Origin of the sequence: Pontibacter burrus, assembly GCF_010686685.1 — a bacterium.
Classification (GTDB): Bacteria; Bacteroidota; Bacteroidia; order Cytophagales; family Hymenobacteraceae; genus Pontibacter; species Pontibacter burrus.
This window is the reverse complement of the sequence record NZ_JAAGWD010000003.1, coordinates 247877-263413: the sequence shown is the minus strand read 5'-3', so window position 1 is coordinate 263413 and position 15537 is coordinate 247877. Positions and strand designations below refer to the sequence as shown.

The window sequence follows — 15537 nt, the reverse complement described above, 5'->3', positions numbered from 1 at the left end:
AGAGAATCTTTTTAAATTAACAAAGTGTGAAGTCGTTGTTATGCATCAACTACTACCGGACGTTGCTTTACTTTTAATATCTCTAGCATAGAATTTAATACATAGTTGACTTCTTTCTCTGGCATAGGCACATACAATGGCAAGATGACAGAACGGTCCTGCAAGTCTTCTGAAACAGGTAGATTAATGTTCAGGTTTTTATAAGCGGTCTCACGGTGTGTTGTCATAATCCCTCTCCTGGTTGCGATACCTTTATCTAAGAGCAGTTGCATAAACTCATTCCTAGATACAGGGCTATTTTGCCCGAGATAGATACTAAAGGATTGGTAGTTACTCGTGTAGCCTTCTTGCTCAGTAGGCAAACGGATGAAGTCTATTTCTTTTAGAGCTTCGTGATACATAGCGGCTATTTTACGTCTTTCATTCACGATCCAATCTAACTTTTCAAGCTGCTTAATTCCCACGGCAGCCTGTATATCAGTCATGCGGTAGTTGTAACCTACTTCTACATGGTCTTCAAAAATGATCGTATTAGACTCATGGCGTGTGCGGTCATTCACACTCATGCCATGTTGCCTGAGCAACTTCAATCGCTCATAGTAATCTTTCCTATTGGTTGTAATCATTCCACCATCCCCCGTTGAAATCACTTTTCGTGGATGAAAGGAAAAACAAACTAATTCTGAATGGGATCCTATCTTTTTGCCTTTATAAGAAGAACCCGCAGCACAGGCTGCATCTTCAATCAGTTTTAAATTGTATCTTTTACATAGTGCTGAAAAGGCATCAATATCTGCTGGCATCCCTATCTGGTGCACTAGCAGAATGGCTTTTGTTTTATTTGTGATTTTCTTCTCTACATCAACCAGATCTAAATTGTAAGATGATGGATTAACCTCAGCAAAAACGGGTAGAGCACCAACGTAGGTAATTGAGTTTGCGGTAGCAATGTAACTCATCGATGGGCATATAACTTCATCCCCGAGGCCTATTCCAGCAACTATCATAGCCAAGTGCAGGGCTGTAGTACAATTCGACACAGCTACTGCATAATTTGCACCAGTATAGTTTGCAAATTTCTCTTCAAACTCCTGCACTCTAGGCCCTTGCGTAATCCACCCTGTCAGGATTGTATCATAAGCAGCCTGTGCTTCATCTTCTGTTAAATAAGGCTTTGCTATGGGTATCATATACTAACTGCTGTTAATTTCTTTTTCTCAAAATACCACTCACTTAATTCTTTCAGCCCTTTCTCTAAAGCTATACTAGGTTCAAACTTTAAAAGCTGTACTGCTTTCCTGTTATCAGCTAACCGTCGGCTAACAGGGTTTACTGTATTCTCATCTCTGAATTCAGGGACAAGGTCTGAATCGTTTACTGACAGCAGAATTTCCAGAAGCTCCTTTAAGCTGGTTTCCCGACCATTGCCTATATTAAAAGTCTCATCTGTTACGTCAGCTACCAAGGCGGCGATGTTTGCCTTCGCTACGTCTCTCACATACACAAAGTCCATTGTGGTGCTACCATCTCCATATATAAGTGGTGCAGTGCCATCCTTTATACAGTCTAGCCACCGGATCATTACTTCTGTATATTTGCCATCCGTATCCATACGCGGGCCATATACATTAAAGTAGCGGAGGGCTACGTAATCTAAACCATACATAAAATTATAGCTCCTGAAAAGCTGTTCTCCCCATAGTTTAGCGCTTCCATAAAATGTTTGATTATTGTATGGGTTATCTGTTTCGGGTGTAGGGAAATGCTGTGCCAATCCATAAACAGAAGCACTGGAACTATAGACCACCTTTTTAACCTTATATTTCACACATAATTCAGCTAGATTAAAGGTGGATTTCAGCATCACCTCAAAGCCTGCTGCAGGATCAGCGGCACAGGCATTAATGCGAAGAGCAGCCGTATGAAATACGTAGTCCACACCAGCCACACATTTTTCAAGTAGAGCAGCATCCCGAATATCACCTTCAACAAAATCTATAGTTGGGTTATCTTTAAAACTGCTGATGTTGTCAAGGCTTCCTCGTATTAGGTTATCAAGAATGATAATCCGAGCAGGGCTGTGTTGTAGCAATTCTTCTATTAGAAAAGAACCTATAAAGCCTGCCCCTCCAGTTACTAAAATGCTGCTATTCGTGATCTTACTATACATGCTGCGTCTGGTTATTAAAGCTAAGAACAATAATTCCGGTTATTATGAGAATGAAACCTACAAAGGATAACAGGGACAGCTTATCCTGAAACAGGTAGTAACCTACAGCAATTGTCAGAATAAAATTTATGCCTGTGGCTATGGGTATAATTAAAGAAAAACTGTTTGTAGAAAGAGCTTTAAAAAATGCCAGAGCAGACAGAACAATCAGTAAGAAAGCCAAAATAAAAGGAATGTTCAGCATTAGCTTCAGCCACTGGTCTAGGCTATCAAGACTTTTACCTTTCAATTGCCACTTTATAAGTGCTGCACCTGAAACATTAAAGGCTGCATAGATCAAAATGTAGAGTATCGTTTTAATCATAGCTTAGCATCCAACAACACCCTATTATTACTATCAACAGGCGTTAGCGCACCTTCTATGAATTCGTCTATCACGAACACAGGTCTCTTCCGGCTGGCATCCAGTGTTCGCCAGAGGTATTCTGCAATTATTCCAAGCGATATGTTAGTCACGCCAAACCCCACCATCAAAATAGATAGTAGAGCTGGCCAGCCACTTGCCAGGTCATCAAAAACAATTTTTCTAAAAATAATATAGCCAGACCACAGGACACCCAGAACGAAAAATGAAATACCTACAAATGAAACCAGCCGGATAGGTGCGAATGAAAAAGCTACAAAAGAGTCTATCAGCAACTTTACTTTTTTAGCCAAAGTCCATTTCGATTTGCCAACAAGCCTTATACGTTTATCATAAGTAATTCCTGTCTGCTTAAAGCCCAGACTTAATATCTGTATAAAAACAGAGGAGTTTGCTTCTATATTCTTATCAAGACAGCGCTTTACTTTACGGGAAAACATTACTATATCAAACCCTTTTTTAGGGAAATTAGATACTGCATACTTCCGCATTAAGGTAGCATAGGCTGCTGAAAATAATCTTTCTGAGGTGCCTGCAGTTGTTGTTTTTCTGAATGCCCAGGCTATATCTATTTCTTTTGATATAATCTCATCAAACAGTCGGCTTACTAGCGATAGTGGATCCTGCAGATCGGCATACATAAAGGTGATATAGTCTCCCTTTGCATTCAATATGCCTGCTCTCAACGCAGCATGTGATCCAAAATTTCTAGAAAAACTGATTACCTTGTAAGTATAATAAATGTGCTCAGCATGCTTTAGTTTTGATAATGTATCATCAGTTGAGCCATCATTTACGAAAATGATTTCAGTCGTGAACCTTGTCTCGTCCCGGAAGTAAGTATTCAATTCGTATACCAGGTTCTCAATCCCTTCTCCTTCGTTATAAACCGGAATAATAACAGATACTGTTGCCATACTTGAAATCGTTAAACCACCTTTTCACTAATAAGCATGTTTAAATTCCGGGCCGGGTTGCCAACCATTCTTGCATTGTCAGGTACATTTTTCAGGATATTACTACCCAGTCCTACAAGTACAGAGCGACCTATAGTTAACCCATTCGAGATATTTGCACCACTACCTATGTAGCAATTAGTATCTATAGTAGTTCCCCCTGCCACTACTACATTGCTTCCCACCAAAGTATAATCTTTTAACACCGAGTCGTGGTGTACCACAGTATTAGGTAGAATTATCACGTGATTACCTATACAAGCATTGCTAGTTAATACTACCCCTGCCATAACCAAGCAGTTGTTGCCGATCTTTACATTTCTTCCAATCTTTGCTTCCGGGTGAACTATAGTTACAAATCTGTTATAGTCTACCGCTAAAGAGTCTATGATATTAATCCGCTGAAGGTATGTAGTTGGACTACCGGGAACTGCCAGAACTTTAAGATCTTTATACTTTTCTAAAATTGACCTGTTATATAAGTCATATGCCTCAGACTTTTTAGAAGAGTCATCATCTATAAAACCTACTACTTCATACTCGTCATAGTTGATGCAATCCAGTGCTTCCACACCGTTGCCATTAAATGGGAATATGACCAGTTTTTTCTTAAGCATGCCCGTACCTGTTTAGCACCTCTATTACATAGGTTACTTGCTCGTCAGTTAATTCTGCATACATGGGTAAAGAAAGGCAATGTGCCGCCAGATATTCTGCATTCGGGCAGTCTCCTTCTTTATATCCCAAATGAGTATATGCTTTCTGAAGATGACACGGAACCGGATAATGCAGACCAGGAAAAATATTATGCTCATTCAGATGCTGCATTAGCTTACTTCTATCATCTGTTGTTATCACAAATAAATGATAGATAGACTCTGTCCAGGCAGGCTGCGTCTGCATTCTAATCTGTGGATTAATTAATTCCTGCTGGTATCGATCTGCAATTTCTCTTCTGCGCTTATTCCAGTCTGACAGGTATTTCAGTTTAATAGTTAATGATGCAGCTTCAAGCCCCCCCATTCGCATATTAAACCCAATTTCATCATGGTAGTACCTTACGACAGAACCATGATTTCTTAGACTTTGCAAGTGCTTATAATATACCAAGTCACTCGTTGTAATGCCACCGGCTTCGCCGCAGGCGCCAAGGTTTTTACCTGGGTAAAAACTGAAGCAGCCCATTTGACCAAAACCACCAACATGTTTTCCTTTATAAGTTGCGCCTTGTGCCTGAGCGGCATCTTCAATAAGAAATAGATTATATTTCTGGCAAAGTATGCTCAGCGCATCTACATCAAATGCCTGCCCATACAAGTGTACTCCGATAATCGCTTTCGTATTATTCGTAATTTTTTCTTCAATCTTTGAAGCATCTATTTGCCAGGTATCAGATGTACAATCTACAAACACAGGTGTGGCACCTGTATAGCTTACACCCCATGCAGTTGCAATAAAGGTGTTTGCCGGAACTATAACTTCATCTCCAGCCCCAATTCCCAAGGCGAGCATAGCTAAATGTAATGCAGATGTGCCGTTGTTTACCCCTACTGCAAACTCAGTATTGCAAAATGTTGCAAAACTTCTCTCAAACTCTTCAACAAAGCTTCCGCCTGAAAAAGCGGTTGTATCATACACCTTCTCAAAAGCTTCGAAAATCTCTCTTCTAAGCTGCTGGTGCTGGCCAGAAAGATCCAGACAAGGAATCTTTTCCTGAACTGCTAACACTTCCATATCAAACAAGTATTTGGTTAGTGTTCTTGATCACTTTGGCAGGGTTACCCGCTACAATAGTATCATCTGGCACATCTCTGGTTACTACCGAACCGGCTCCAACTATAGCTCTTTTACCAATGCGCACACCGCAAAGTATTGTAGCACTCGACCCTATGGAGGCACCTTCATCTACAAACGTTTCTACACACTTCCAGTCATCTTCTGTTTGCAGCGATCCATCGTTATTGGTTGCTCTCGGGAATTTATCGTTAATAAAAGTGACGTTGTGGCCTATAAATACATTATCAGCGATATGTACACCTTCGCAGATAAAAGTATGACTCGAAATCTTACAGCTTTTACCAATTGTGGCACCTTTTTGTATTTCCACAAATGTGCCTACTTTAGAGCCATCGTCTATAGAGCAGCCATAAGCATTCACAAAATCAAATATCTTTACATCCTTACCTAGCCGTACATTTTGTAAGCTCTGCTTTTGATTGTTGATTGTAACAGTATCCATAGTTTTCAAATTAGTGCCTCATAACCTTTCTTGATAACAGGAACAGAAGGTGTTTCAAGAATTATTTCTGTACCACTGTGTTTAATTGATTTGCTTGATGCTTCTAATATCCTGACAACATCTAACCCTAGATGACAAGAAGAAACAGGCTGTTTTTTTTCCTGTATACAGGTAATGAAGTCATTAGCCATGCTAAGTAGTGCTTCAGTTGTTGCGAGTTTGGGTACATGTATATCCCCAGTCCTATAATCCACTAGTACCTGCTTTTTCTCTTCGTCATTGGCGTAAGTGTATCCTGTGTCGTAAACCTTTACTTTCTCAGTTGGCTCAAGGTCATTGTAAAGAATCATTTTCTGGTCCCCACCAATCAGCATCATTCTCACTTTAACCGGACTTGTCCAAGAGCAGTTGAAGTGCGCAATAAAGCCAGAGCTATAGTTTACTGTTAGGTAGGCAATATTCTCTATGCTGTTTTTTGTGTGGGTAATACCAGTAGCATTTACACTATAAGGCCGCTCATCTACTATATAATTAAGTATAGAAATGTCGTGTGGTGCTAAATCCCAAAGTACGTTTATATCTGATTGGAAAAGACCTAGATTTATCCTGGTAGAGTCTAAGTATTTAATATTGCCCAACTCCCGTTCCTCTACAAGCTGTTTCATTTTCTGAACAGCGCCTGTATACAGGAAGGTATGATCTACCATAAGCAGCACTCCTTTCTGCTCTGCCAGATTTATTAATATCTCTGCTTCCTCCACCGATGCTGTCATTGGCTTTTCAAGCAGTACATGTTTTCTAGCTGACAAGGCCTTATGCGCCAACGTAAAATGAGTACAGACAGGGGTCGCAATAACTACTGCATCAATAGTAGGATCATTAATAATATCTACAGCGTCAGTAACTCCTAAAATTGTAGGAAACATTTTGCTTAACTGAGCTAACCGGTCGTATCTGGCATCAGCTACCGCCTTCACACAACAATCCTGCGCTAGAAAGAAATTTCTGACAAGATTTGGTCCCCAATACCCATAACCTATGATGCCGATATTTACCATAGCTTTATAATGTTTAAGTAGAAGTTATAATATCATGTAATTGCCTTATATATTTCGGTTTATAGTTTGGCGCACATATGTTCGATAGGGTCCATAAGGTTGCCGATAGATTGAGAATACTGTACGAAGTCTCCAGAGATTACCCCAATACTTTAAATCTGCTTCTGTTTTCCCATATTCCTTTTTCAAAACAGGGTCTTTATAAACATGATACCAACCCTTATCTCTGAAGCCTTGGTCATCCAGAAGCTTTACAACTTCTTCAGTAATTTCTTGATTAATTAGAATTACATAATCTACATTAGGCAGTAGCTTTTTAAGTATATCTGCAGACAATTTCTCACCAACAGCTATGTATGGTCTGTACATACTCCAGCCAAGCTCATTTCCTGCATAGTACAGCTCAAATGGAGTTAATACAGCATAATTGCCTTTGCCAACTATTTCATTTGCTGTCTTATGAAGCAGCACTCTCTCAGTTTCAGTGTACTGAGAAAACGCAAGTGCTGGTCTTGCAAGTACAGATAGAGTGAAGGCCCAGATCAATAAGACACCTAAGCAATAAGTGATTGCTTTATGGGCTCGGAATAATTTTTCAGAAGAATTCTTTTTACCGTAATAAAGTGCTGAAACTGCAGCAATGAAGTATGGGACTAAATAAAGTACACGGTGAATGTACACAACTGTAAGCACCATCAATGTAATAACTACTCCAACTGCGATTGCTAATTTTAAATCTCTTTTGATCAGTATACCTATCAATGCAAATAATGTAAGTAGCGGGGTAAACTTTAGAGAGCGTAGAAGGATAATGAATGGATTTTCAGCTTGCTCGTAACTGGTTCCGGGCCGGGTGTTCACGAGCAATCCTTTGATTATAGTATTCAGGTTCTCATATAGCTCATTCATTATAGGGAGTATTATGATAGCTGCTGTTACCAAACACCCTATACTAAAAAACCTTAGAACAGGCACAGTGCTATTAAATCTTTCTGAGCTGATTTTCCCTGTAACAAACAATAACTCTAAGAAAATTAGAGGATAAAGAAATAAAGCAGAAGGCCATACAAAAACAGCCGCAGCAGATAAGGCGCCAGCAAGTATTGTCTTTAACTTAAAACTATACTCCGAACCTATGTTACGTAAAACGCAACAGGCTGCAATACAAAAACACATTGCCCATCCATCAACCCTCCCCATTGTAAAGGCTTGTACAAACAATGGGTCAAGAAAAAAAACAAGAGCTAATATGGTGGCAACTATTGCACCTACCCCTCTGCTAATAAGCCAGTTGAGCATTAAGGTAGCAGCTGCTCCTGCCCCTATGAAAGCAGAAATTCTTGGACCTAACTCGCCTATTAGCTGATAAGATACTTCCTGTAATACCGGCCCAAGGTAAAATATAGTTATGACTGGTTTGTTTTGAGAAAGTAGCCAGGCAACTGACCAATTCGTTTCTGTATTAAGTATATTCCTTCCTAATTCAACAATCAATATTTCATCCATATGGAGAAAAGGCGCAATATCAATTGTAGCCCAAAAAACAACATTCAGAATAAACAGGATTACTATCCAACTAATCCATAGCCTGTATTTATTTGCAGAGTAACCCCTTGAGCTTAAGGTAGCTTTTTGATCGTGCACAGAAACTATATGGACAGTACTCCAACCCATAGCCTGAACTATAATTATAATAATTTTAAAAGTAAGAGAAGGGCAAAGCTATATTAAGCACTTCAACTTAAAATACTTAAAAGCAAAACAATAGACTCTTCTAATTTTATTTATAACTATACGGGCTTAAAAAAATCAAGGTGGAAATTTGATGAATAATATTTAGCTGATTTTTTAATTAAACCAATTAATAATATAACACTACTAATCTAAATACCTATATTAGAGTTCAGCGAATCTAATAAAATAGTGCATACTCCTATTCAATGTTGAATAAGATAGTTAAGCGAACTAAAATTGCTAAATTAAAAATTATTATTGGTATAATCAAAAGCCCCTCCCTACCCTTAACTTTTTCACTCTTACTAAAAAGTTGTATTATAATTATCCTGTAGTCTGCATTAGTCTGTATAACCACATAGTCTGGTAATAGTAAATGCTTAGGTACTATAAGTATAAGTACTATAGTATTACTTCATGCTACAAGTCAATACACTTGCTGCTCTATCACCCTTGATTACATTAATTTTCATATTAAACCATATGCCCTATGGTGCACAAATACGCTACATTATTTAGATGGCTTAATATTATAGTGGATTATATGCTACTAAATGGAATGTTTTACATTTCATTTTTAATAGCTGAATATCCATTAGTATGGGTTGATGTGTATGATTATAAGTTAACGCTCCTACTATTAAACTTTTGCTGGTTCTATAGTTCAAGTGTCTTCAACATTTATAGCCATATCTTAAAGCGGGATTCGGTGCCAATTATAAACAGCAACATTGCAGCTTTAACAATCTTCATAATTATAGCAGCCATTATCAAATTGGTTCTACCGGACCTTTATGTTCCACCTACTCCTTTCATATATTATTTCGCACTTTTCCCGACTCTGGTTCTTGCATGGCGCTTCATGTTCCTTCTTCTTAGAAAATACAGACGAAAGGTTTGGTTACGCTCCAGTTATATTGTAATAGTAGGAGCAGGCAGTGCAGGCACAGAATTATATAATTATGTATGCTCTAACCCACAGCTAGAATGTTATGTAGCAGGTATGTTTGACGATAACCCAAATCGGGTACCGCCCAATATTAATTACTTAGGTAGAGTTGATCAATGTATAAGCTATGCCGTAGAAAATAATGTAAATGAAATATATTGCACCTTGCCCAATAATGATTGTGAAAGAATTGAAAAGCTTTTGCTCGAGACAGATAGAAATATGATCAGGTTCAGACTTGTTCCAGATCTAAAGGGCTCCATTCACCACAATTTTATGGTCGATATGTTTGGATATGTACCTGTCTTGAAACCAAGACAAGAACCGTTAGAAAACAAGGCCAATGAAATTGTAAAGCGCATCTTTGACATCTTATTCTCCCTTATAGTAATCGTATTCGTTTTGAGTTGGCTAACTCCAATTCTCGCTGCCTTAATCAAGATTGAATCAAAAGGACCTGTTTTTTTTAAACAATTGAGATCCGGCAAAAACAACAAACCCTTTTTCTGTTTAAAATTCAGGAGTATGAAAGTAAATCCTGATCTGGAGAATGAGCAAGCAACCAAGAATGACTACCGTGTGACACGGGTAGGTAGATTTATAAGAATGACAAGCATTGATGAGCTGCCACAATTTATCAATGTTCTGTTAGGCCATATGTCAGTGGTTGGCCCAAGACCTCACATGCTTAAACAAACCCTAGATTACTCTGAGTTAATAAATAACTATATGGTTCGGCACTTCTTAACACCGGGGATAACAGGTTGGGCTCAAGTTAATGGGTATAGAGGTGAAACAAAAGAAACTTCATCTATGATAAACCGTGTGAAAGCAGATTTGTGGTACCTGGAGAACTGGTCCATCTTGTTAGATATCAAAATAATTTTCCTGACTATATGGAAGTTACTTAAATATGATAAAAATGCTTATTGAATATCTTTATAATATTCAATAACAAAACAACATATTTTACATCAATACTATATCCTACTTTAGTTAAACCTCATCTTTTCACCCATATCCATATGCAGTGTGCCTTCGGATGGTGTGAGGCCGCGTGAATTTAACCTAGAAAACATAGTTAATTTTCTGCTGGTCGTCAATCAGCATCCAGATACCGTGGTTACTTTCCGGATAGATAAGGCAACAGGGAGATTGACGCCTACAGGTTTTCAGGTTCAGGTACCGAAACCAGTCTTTGTAAAGGTATTCCACCAACTATAGAACTGCTGCCGTGACAGCTAAATCCTGGATTCCCTTCAAATACTCTGTAAACTATAGAAATATAAAGTCATTCGCTTCTGATGACTTCATCAGCTACAGTCACATCAACTATAAGTAGCGGTACCAAATCAATATTATAGGGCTTTCACAATCAACTTTATAAGCAATACGGCTACAAAAATCTCACAATCCACAGGCAAATCATATAGCCCTTGATGGTCAGTCAATATCATCTGTTCTAACTAAATTGAGCTTGTATAAATTTTCCTGCAAAAGAATGTAACGGTTCAAATTAATGCTCATCTAAGCTTAAACCTCCACAAGTAAATCTGTAAAAATTGTATTTCAATTAGAAAACGTGATGTGGCTATAATATAAGTAAAATGCGATGGGGAGAAAAAAGTGAACTGATACAGAATTAAGCGCAAGAAAAGACAACTATAGTTACAGGCCCTGGAGGCCTGTCGGCAAGCAAACAATGCATCCCCACTTCACAAGATCACAAACACTTAACTCTACATCTATGAAATACAAAAAAAGAGCGCTGATGCTGGCCTCGGTCATATTCACTGCTGTTGTAACATTTGTACAGTGCTCTAAAGACCTGGACGAAGAGGATCCTGCTTCGGCTAAGATCCTGGAGCAAAACAAGGGCAATGGGAAACACAAATCTCTGGTTGAAGAAGGAAAACATATCTTCCGGTATGACTCTTTTGGAAGTGAGGAATTCTGGAGTGGCCTTTTACATATCGATAAGGCAATAGCTGGTGCCAAAAACGGGGGCTTTGGTCCGGGTGTAAGTCCTGCTACTGCGCTGGCCGTTGGTTTAAAAGTAGATGCTGAAGTGCTGCCCTCAGCAGTAGTGGCAGGCATACAGTCTGGTGCAATCGACCTTAATGATCCAGCTACAACCCTTGAACTCATAAAGCTGGATGTTGTAGTTGGCGTTAAAGGAGTACTGGATGATGGCGGAAATATACTTTCTGTTGGCATTACCTGTGCAGTCTGTCACTCAACTGTTGATAACTCTTTTGCGCCAGGAATTGGTAAACGACTGGATGGCTGGCCTAACAGGGACCTGAATGTGGGCACCATTATCTCCCTGACCGATAATGCCCAACCAATAGCGGACATGCTGCATGTATTCGAAGGAACACTGCGATCGGTGTTAAGCATGTGGGGGCCGGGCAAGTTTGCGGCAGTGTTGTTTATGGATGGCAAAGCTCTGCGCCCAGACGGAAAAGTAGCTGCCAACTTACTTCCTGCTGCCTTCGGACTTAAAGGTATAGATTTGACAACGTACACAGGTTGGGGCGACATCACGTATTGGAATGCCTTTGTAGCCAACCTTGAAATGCACGGAAAAGGCAACTTTTCAGACCCACGCTTAAACGACCCGGTCAAATACCCGATAGCCTTCGAAAACCAGTTTTACAATGTGATAAATAGCCCTGACCTGATCACTTCAAAATTGCCTGCGCTACGTGCTTACCAGCATTCGCTTGATGCGCCCAAGCCTCCCCGTGGCAGCTTTGATCCCATGAAAGCAGGTAAAGGCAAGGCACTCTTCCTAACAAAAGCTAAATGTGCTACCTGCCATACCCCGCCGCTACTGGCCGACAACGTGCTGCACGCTGCTGATGAGATAGGCATTGATGATTTTGAAGCAATGCGCTCACCAACCGGTAAATACCGAACCACGCCTTTGGGAGGTTTATTTACAAGAGCAAAAGGAGGCTATTACCACGATGGAAGATTTGAAACTTTGAGTGATGTCATCAACCACTACGACGACCATTTAGCGCTGCGTTTAACTACCTCAGAAAAACAGAACCTGGAAGAATACTTAAAATCACTGTAGAAAGCTGTACGAAAAGTTATGCACTTTACGCATGCTATAGTTTTAGCTGTTTTGCTTCAGCCAGGCGGTTACCTCATCGCGTAAGCGTGTATTGAAATATGGTAAAAGTAAGGCTACCGTTACCGAAACATAATGCCGTATCTGTTCCTCCTGGGTAAGGTGCCCGTTCTGCGGGAGGCGCGCATACCTCAGCCAACTGTCGGATACTATAAACACCTGTTCAAACAACAACGGAAACAAGTGAGCTTCTATCCTATCTTCAAAAACACCGTTCCGTTTATATTCCTCAAAAATGGCCAGAAACAGTTCTTTTCTGTTTTGAAAAAGCATTTCATATGCCGCGTATACTTTGGGAAATGTCTCGAGTATAGCTGCTGACTCCACAAAAAAGAAGACATATCGGTACATGACTCTGTAAATACCCATCAGGGGTGCTGCCAGTGCCTGCGCATCTATCACGTTGCTGGCGGCTCCGGTTGCAAAGGCAGCAATCTCCATCTCCATTTCGGAGAAAATAGCCAGCACCAGATCTTCCTTGGTCTTATAGTAATACCGCAAATGCCCATCGCTTATTGCTAATTCACGGGCAATATCACGGAGCGTAGTCTTGCTGATGCCTTTTCTATTAAAGACTTCGACTGCCTGGCTGATAATCTTTTCTTTCATTTTAGCTCTTTGGAGCTAAATTACAAAAAAGTTCTTATCTTTGCATTAGCTCAGCTGAGCGAGGAAATTAATTTCTTCAATCCTAGTTATATACATTACTGACTTTCTCCCAAATCTCAGTAACTACTGAGGCGGAAAAGCTTTATCTGAATCTCTATGAACGCTAGTAGAAAATGTCCTAACTGTGGTCAATGGTCCCGCTGGACCCAAAACCCGGCCGATCGCTGCGAGCATTGCCAAAGTATACTTGATCCGGTAGCTCTTGCACGCCAGCAGGCGCGGGAAGAACGAAGTAAAGAAGATAGTGGGCGTTTCTCTATGGAATTCATACAGATTAATCCTGATGACCATTGGATTATCAAGTTCTTCAAACGAATAGGGCTGGGGTTTCAGGTCGCCTTTGTGTCCATTATCTCTTTTATTCTGTGGTTGATCGCTTTGCTGGCCGGCTAAGTTGGAACACCCTTAGTCCACTATTCTGGGCGCTGGCTGTGGTGTACATGGGTCATTGTGGCTGGCGTTGGCTGGCTTTACCCCGGCCCTTGTGGGTACAACACTACCTGGACGATTTACTTTGCCTGCCGCTGGTGCTCACGGCCACCTTATTTGTACTACGGTTCTTCTACGGCCAACGGGTTCGTCTCTCCTCCTATCACGTAGCTTTTACGGTGCTGTATTTTTCGCTGGCATTCGAGGTTTTCTTCCCCCAATTTATGCCCCGCTATACCGGTGACTTCCTGGATGCTGTGCTCTACGCAACAGGCGGTGTTATTTTTTACAGGTTTCTGAATAAGTAAGAGAGGCCCCAATAGCATTTACGAAACACCTATCTTTGAACCGTTTTTAAGCATCTAAGCAATTCATAATATTGTATGTAGACTGGTAATTTCAGCTATAGTTTAAGACCTTGAACTATAGTTGCTGATCAAGTTAAAGCTCACTGTAAAACTATAAACAGCTGACTTTATTATTTTAACGATACTTATACTATGAGCCGGATTCTGTAATTATAGTTGCCTGTTTTGTCTCATAAGGTTTACCGATCAGTTTTACTTCGTAGGCATTACTCACACCTTTCAGGGTAAGATAACCACAGCCCATAGAATAAGGTGGATTTTTAAGAAGTCGGTAAGCCAGATCAGAGATCACAAAACTATTATCCAGTTCTCTGGTAGCTGCCTGAAGCCTGGCTGCTACGTTTACCGGATATCCCATTACTGTCATGTTATTGCTTAAGCCAATGCCTACGTTACCAACAATTACTTTACCCACATGCACGCCTATCCCAACCTCAAAAGTGTGGTTAAAATAAGGGCGCATGTAGGTATTGTTAAAGATTCTCAGGTCAGAAAGTATTTTTAAGCCAGCCAGCACTGCCGACTCGGTAGCCTGTTTGATTTTGCTGTTAAGTCCGAATACGGCATAAAGTCCGTCGCCGGCAGTTTCTATAATTTCGCCGTTATATTGGGTAATTGCATTCCGGAAGATTGCAAAAATCCTGCGCATGATATGTATTACATCGAAAGGTAAATTTGCTTCGATAAACGGTGTAAAGTTGCGGATATCGATAAAGAAAAGTGCCAGCTTGCGCCGCTCGCCCATTACCCGCGTTGTGCTGGCTTCTGAGTCATTAATAAAAATGTAGCGGTCAGTTTCATCCCGTATCAGTCGCTGTACTTTTACCCCTTCCCCATTCACCTTAGACTGGCAGGCTAGCCGTACGTTATCCGGAAACTTCTTTACATTTTTAATAACACGCTCATAGCTGGTAGGCGGAGTTATCTGTTCCTGTCCTTGCAGTACCAATACCCGGCAAGTTGTGCATTGTCCTTTACCTCCACATGCATGATAGTGCGGAATACCGGCTGCCAGTGATGCCTGCAATATAGTCTGCCCCTCACCGACAGGAACCACTTTTTCGCCTTTAAAATCTATGTGGTAAAGCACAGTGCGTATAGTTTATACATTCTTAACAGTTCCGTCTCTTACCAGGTCATTATACTCGGGATGCTTCTTGAGATAGGCGCGCATATAAGGACATAAGGGAATTAGCGCTAACCCCTTGGCACGGATATGTTCCAGCGCAAATTTTGTCATGGTGCCGGCGATGCCGCGGCCTTCCAGTTCTTTCGGCACCTCGGTATGTAAAACAGTTATAACACCAGGCTGTAGTTTATACTCGATCATGGCGGTATGCCCATCTATAGTTGTCTCAAACCTGCTTTGGGCCGGATTATCCTTTACTTCAATATCCAT

General features: G+C 40.4%; 17 protein-coding genes. 5 read left to right on the top strand and 12 right to left on the bottom strand.

The window, feature by feature from the left end; genetic code table 11:
* Positions 1-38: 38 nt before the first annotated feature.
* Genes GXP69_RS08550 through GXP69_RS08510 form a run of 9 tightly spaced genes read right to left on the bottom strand, consistent with a single transcriptional unit; the run spans position 39 to position 8491 of the window.
* On the bottom strand, positions 39-1190 hold the full coding sequence (locus GXP69_RS08550) for a DegT/DnrJ/EryC1/StrS family aminotransferase (RefSeq protein WP_163914386.1): 1152 nt from the start codon (positions 1188-1190) through the stop codon (positions 39-41).
* On the bottom strand, positions 1187-2170 hold the full coding sequence (locus GXP69_RS08545) for an NAD-dependent epimerase/dehydratase family protein (protein ID WP_204281963.1): 984 nt from the start codon (positions 2168-2170) through the stop codon (positions 1187-1189). The genes GXP69_RS08550 and GXP69_RS08545 overlap by 4 nt, the downstream gene beginning before the upstream one ends.
* The gene (locus GXP69_RS08540) at positions 2163-2534 is read right to left on the bottom strand and encodes a hypothetical protein (RefSeq protein ID WP_163914384.1); all 372 of its coding nucleotides are present in this window, start codon (positions 2532-2534) and stop codon (positions 2163-2165) included. The genes GXP69_RS08545 and GXP69_RS08540 overlap by 8 nt, the downstream gene beginning before the upstream one ends.
* On the bottom strand, positions 2531-3511 hold the full coding sequence (locus GXP69_RS08535; protein WP_163914382.1) for a glycosyltransferase: 981 nt from the start codon (positions 3509-3511) through the stop codon (positions 2531-2533). Before GXP69_RS08535 ends, GXP69_RS08540 begins: the two co-directional genes overlap by 4 nt.
* An 11-nt stretch (positions 3512-3522) precedes the next feature.
* Positions 3523-4167, bottom strand: coding sequence for an LbetaH domain-containing protein (locus GXP69_RS08530; RefSeq protein ID WP_163914380.1), 645 nt, complete (start codon positions 4165-4167; stop codon positions 3523-3525).
* Positions 4160-5284: a DegT/DnrJ/EryC1/StrS family aminotransferase gene (locus tag GXP69_RS08525; protein ID WP_163914379.1), complete on the bottom strand. Its 1125-nt coding sequence runs from the start codon at positions 5282-5284 to the stop codon at positions 4160-4162. The genes GXP69_RS08530 and GXP69_RS08525 overlap by 8 nt, the downstream gene beginning before the upstream one ends.
* A gap of 1 nt (position 5285) precedes the next feature.
* Complete coding sequence (locus tag GXP69_RS19200; RefSeq protein ID WP_163914377.1) at positions 5286-5789, bottom strand: acyltransferase; 504 nt, start codon at positions 5787-5789, stop codon at positions 5286-5288.
* 5 nt (positions 5790-5794) lie between these two features.
* Positions 5795-6847: a Gfo/Idh/MocA family protein gene (locus GXP69_RS08515; RefSeq protein ID WP_163914375.1), complete on the bottom strand. Its 1053-nt coding sequence runs from the start codon at positions 6845-6847 to the stop codon at positions 5795-5797.
* 45 nt (positions 6848-6892) lie between these two features.
* Complete coding sequence (locus GXP69_RS08510; RefSeq protein ID WP_163914374.1) at positions 6893-8491, bottom strand: hypothetical protein; 1599 nt, start codon at positions 8489-8491, stop codon at positions 6893-6895.
* A gap of 580 nt (positions 8492-9071) precedes the next feature.
* Between GXP69_RS08510 and GXP69_RS08505 the strand changes: the two genes are divergently transcribed.
* The 3 genes from GXP69_RS08505 to GXP69_RS08495 all read left to right on the top strand — a co-directional run bounded on the left by GXP69_RS08505 (position 9072) and on the right by GXP69_RS08495 (position 12615).
* Positions 9072-10463: an undecaprenyl-phosphate glucose phosphotransferase gene (locus GXP69_RS08505; protein ID WP_163914372.1), complete on the top strand. Its 1392-nt coding sequence runs from the start codon at positions 9072-9074 to the stop codon at positions 10461-10463.
* A 99-nt stretch (positions 10464-10562) separates the two neighbouring features.
* On the top strand, positions 10563-10754 hold the full coding sequence (locus GXP69_RS19355; RefSeq protein ID WP_394367359.1) for a beta-propeller fold lactonase family protein: 192 nt from the start codon (positions 10563-10565) through the stop codon (positions 10752-10754).
* Between the two features lie 523 nt (positions 10755-11277).
* Positions 11278-12615, top strand: coding sequence for a hypothetical protein (locus GXP69_RS08495; protein ID WP_163914368.1), 1338 nt, complete (start codon positions 11278-11280; stop codon positions 12613-12615).
* Positions 12616-12657: 42 nt separating this feature from the next.
* Here the strand turns inward: GXP69_RS08495 and GXP69_RS08490 are convergent, their stop codons facing one another.
* Positions 12658-13281 carry a TetR/AcrR family transcriptional regulator gene (locus tag GXP69_RS08490; protein WP_163914367.1) on the bottom strand — a complete coding sequence of 208 codons (624 nt, stop codon included), beginning with the start codon at positions 13279-13281 and terminating at the stop codon, positions 12658-12660.
* 156 nt (positions 13282-13437) lie between these two features.
* On the opposite strand from GXP69_RS08490, the gene GXP69_RS08485 reads away from it, so the two are divergent.
* Together GXP69_RS08485 and GXP69_RS08480 are read left to right on the top strand one after the other, a co-directional pair.
* Positions 13438-13734: a hypothetical protein gene (locus GXP69_RS08485; RefSeq protein ID WP_163914365.1), complete on the top strand. Its 297-nt coding sequence runs from the start codon at positions 13438-13440 to the stop codon at positions 13732-13734.
* An 89-nt stretch (positions 13735-13823) separates the two neighbouring features.
* Positions 13824-14078 carry a magnesium citrate secondary transporter gene (locus GXP69_RS08480; protein ID WP_163914363.1) on the top strand — a complete coding sequence of 85 codons (255 nt, stop codon included), beginning with the start codon at positions 13824-13826 and terminating at the stop codon, positions 14076-14078.
* Positions 14079-14268: 190 nt separating this feature from the next.
* Here GXP69_RS08480 and GXP69_RS19285 read toward each other — a convergent pair whose 3' ends face one another.
* The gene (locus tag GXP69_RS19285) at positions 14269-15228 is read right to left on the bottom strand and encodes an adenylate/guanylate cyclase domain-containing protein (protein WP_163914361.1); all 960 of its coding nucleotides are present in this window, start codon (positions 15226-15228) and stop codon (positions 14269-14271) included.
* 12 nt (positions 15229-15240) lie between these two features.
* On the bottom strand, positions 15241-15537 hold the full coding sequence (locus GXP69_RS08470; RefSeq protein WP_163914359.1) for a GNAT family N-acetyltransferase: 297 nt from the start codon (positions 15535-15537) through the stop codon (positions 15241-15243).

What these genes read in the sequence shown, in the direction of transcription:
- GXP69_RS08545 (WP_204281963.1), bottom strand. Translation starts at nt 2,170, where the DNA reads ATGTATAGTAAGATCACGAATAGCAGCATTTTAGTAACTGGAGGGGCA.
- GXP69_RS08495 (WP_163914368.1), top strand. Translation starts at nt 11,278, where the DNA reads ATGAAATACAAAAAAAGAGCGCTGATGCTGGCCTCGGTCATATTCACT.
- GXP69_RS08525 (WP_163914379.1), bottom strand. Translation starts at nt 5,284, where the DNA reads ATGGAAGTGTTAGCAGTTCAGGAAAAGATTCCTTGTCTGGATCTTTCT.
- GXP69_RS19200 (WP_163914377.1), bottom strand. Translation starts at nt 5,789, where the DNA reads ATGGATACTGTTACAATCAACAATCAAAAGCAGAGCTTACAAAATGTA.
- GXP69_RS08505 (WP_163914372.1), top strand. Translation starts at nt 9,072, where the DNA reads ATGGTGCACAAATACGCTACATTATTTAGATGGCTTAATATTATAGTG.
- GXP69_RS08515 (WP_163914375.1), bottom strand. Translation starts at nt 6,847, where the DNA reads ATGGTAAATATCGGCATCATAGGTTATGGGTATTGGGGACCAAATCTT.
- GXP69_RS08530 (WP_163914380.1), bottom strand. Translation starts at nt 4,167, where the DNA reads ATGCTTAAGAAAAAACTGGTCATATTCCCATTTAATGGCAACGGTGTG.
- GXP69_RS08550 (WP_163914386.1), bottom strand. Translation starts at nt 1,190, where the DNA reads ATGATACCCATAGCAAAGCCTTATTTAACAGAAGATGAAGCACAGGCT.
- GXP69_RS08535 (WP_163914382.1), bottom strand. Translation starts at nt 3,511, where the DNA reads ATGGCAACAGTATCTGTTATTATTCCGGTTTATAACGAAGGAGAAGGG.
- GXP69_RS08470 (WP_163914359.1), bottom strand. Translation starts at nt 15,537, where the DNA reads ATGGATATTGAAGTAAAGGATAATCCGGCCCAAAGCAGGTTTGAGACA.
- GXP69_RS08490 (WP_163914367.1), bottom strand. Translation starts at nt 13,281, where the DNA reads ATGAAAGAAAAGATTATCAGCCAGGCAGTCGAAGTCTTTAATAGAAAA.
- GXP69_RS08485 (WP_163914365.1), top strand. Translation starts at nt 13,438, where the DNA reads ATGAACGCTAGTAGAAAATGTCCTAACTGTGGTCAATGGTCCCGCTGG.
- GXP69_RS08540 (WP_163914384.1), bottom strand. Translation starts at nt 2,534, where the DNA reads ATGATTAAAACGATACTCTACATTTTGATCTATGCAGCCTTTAATGTT.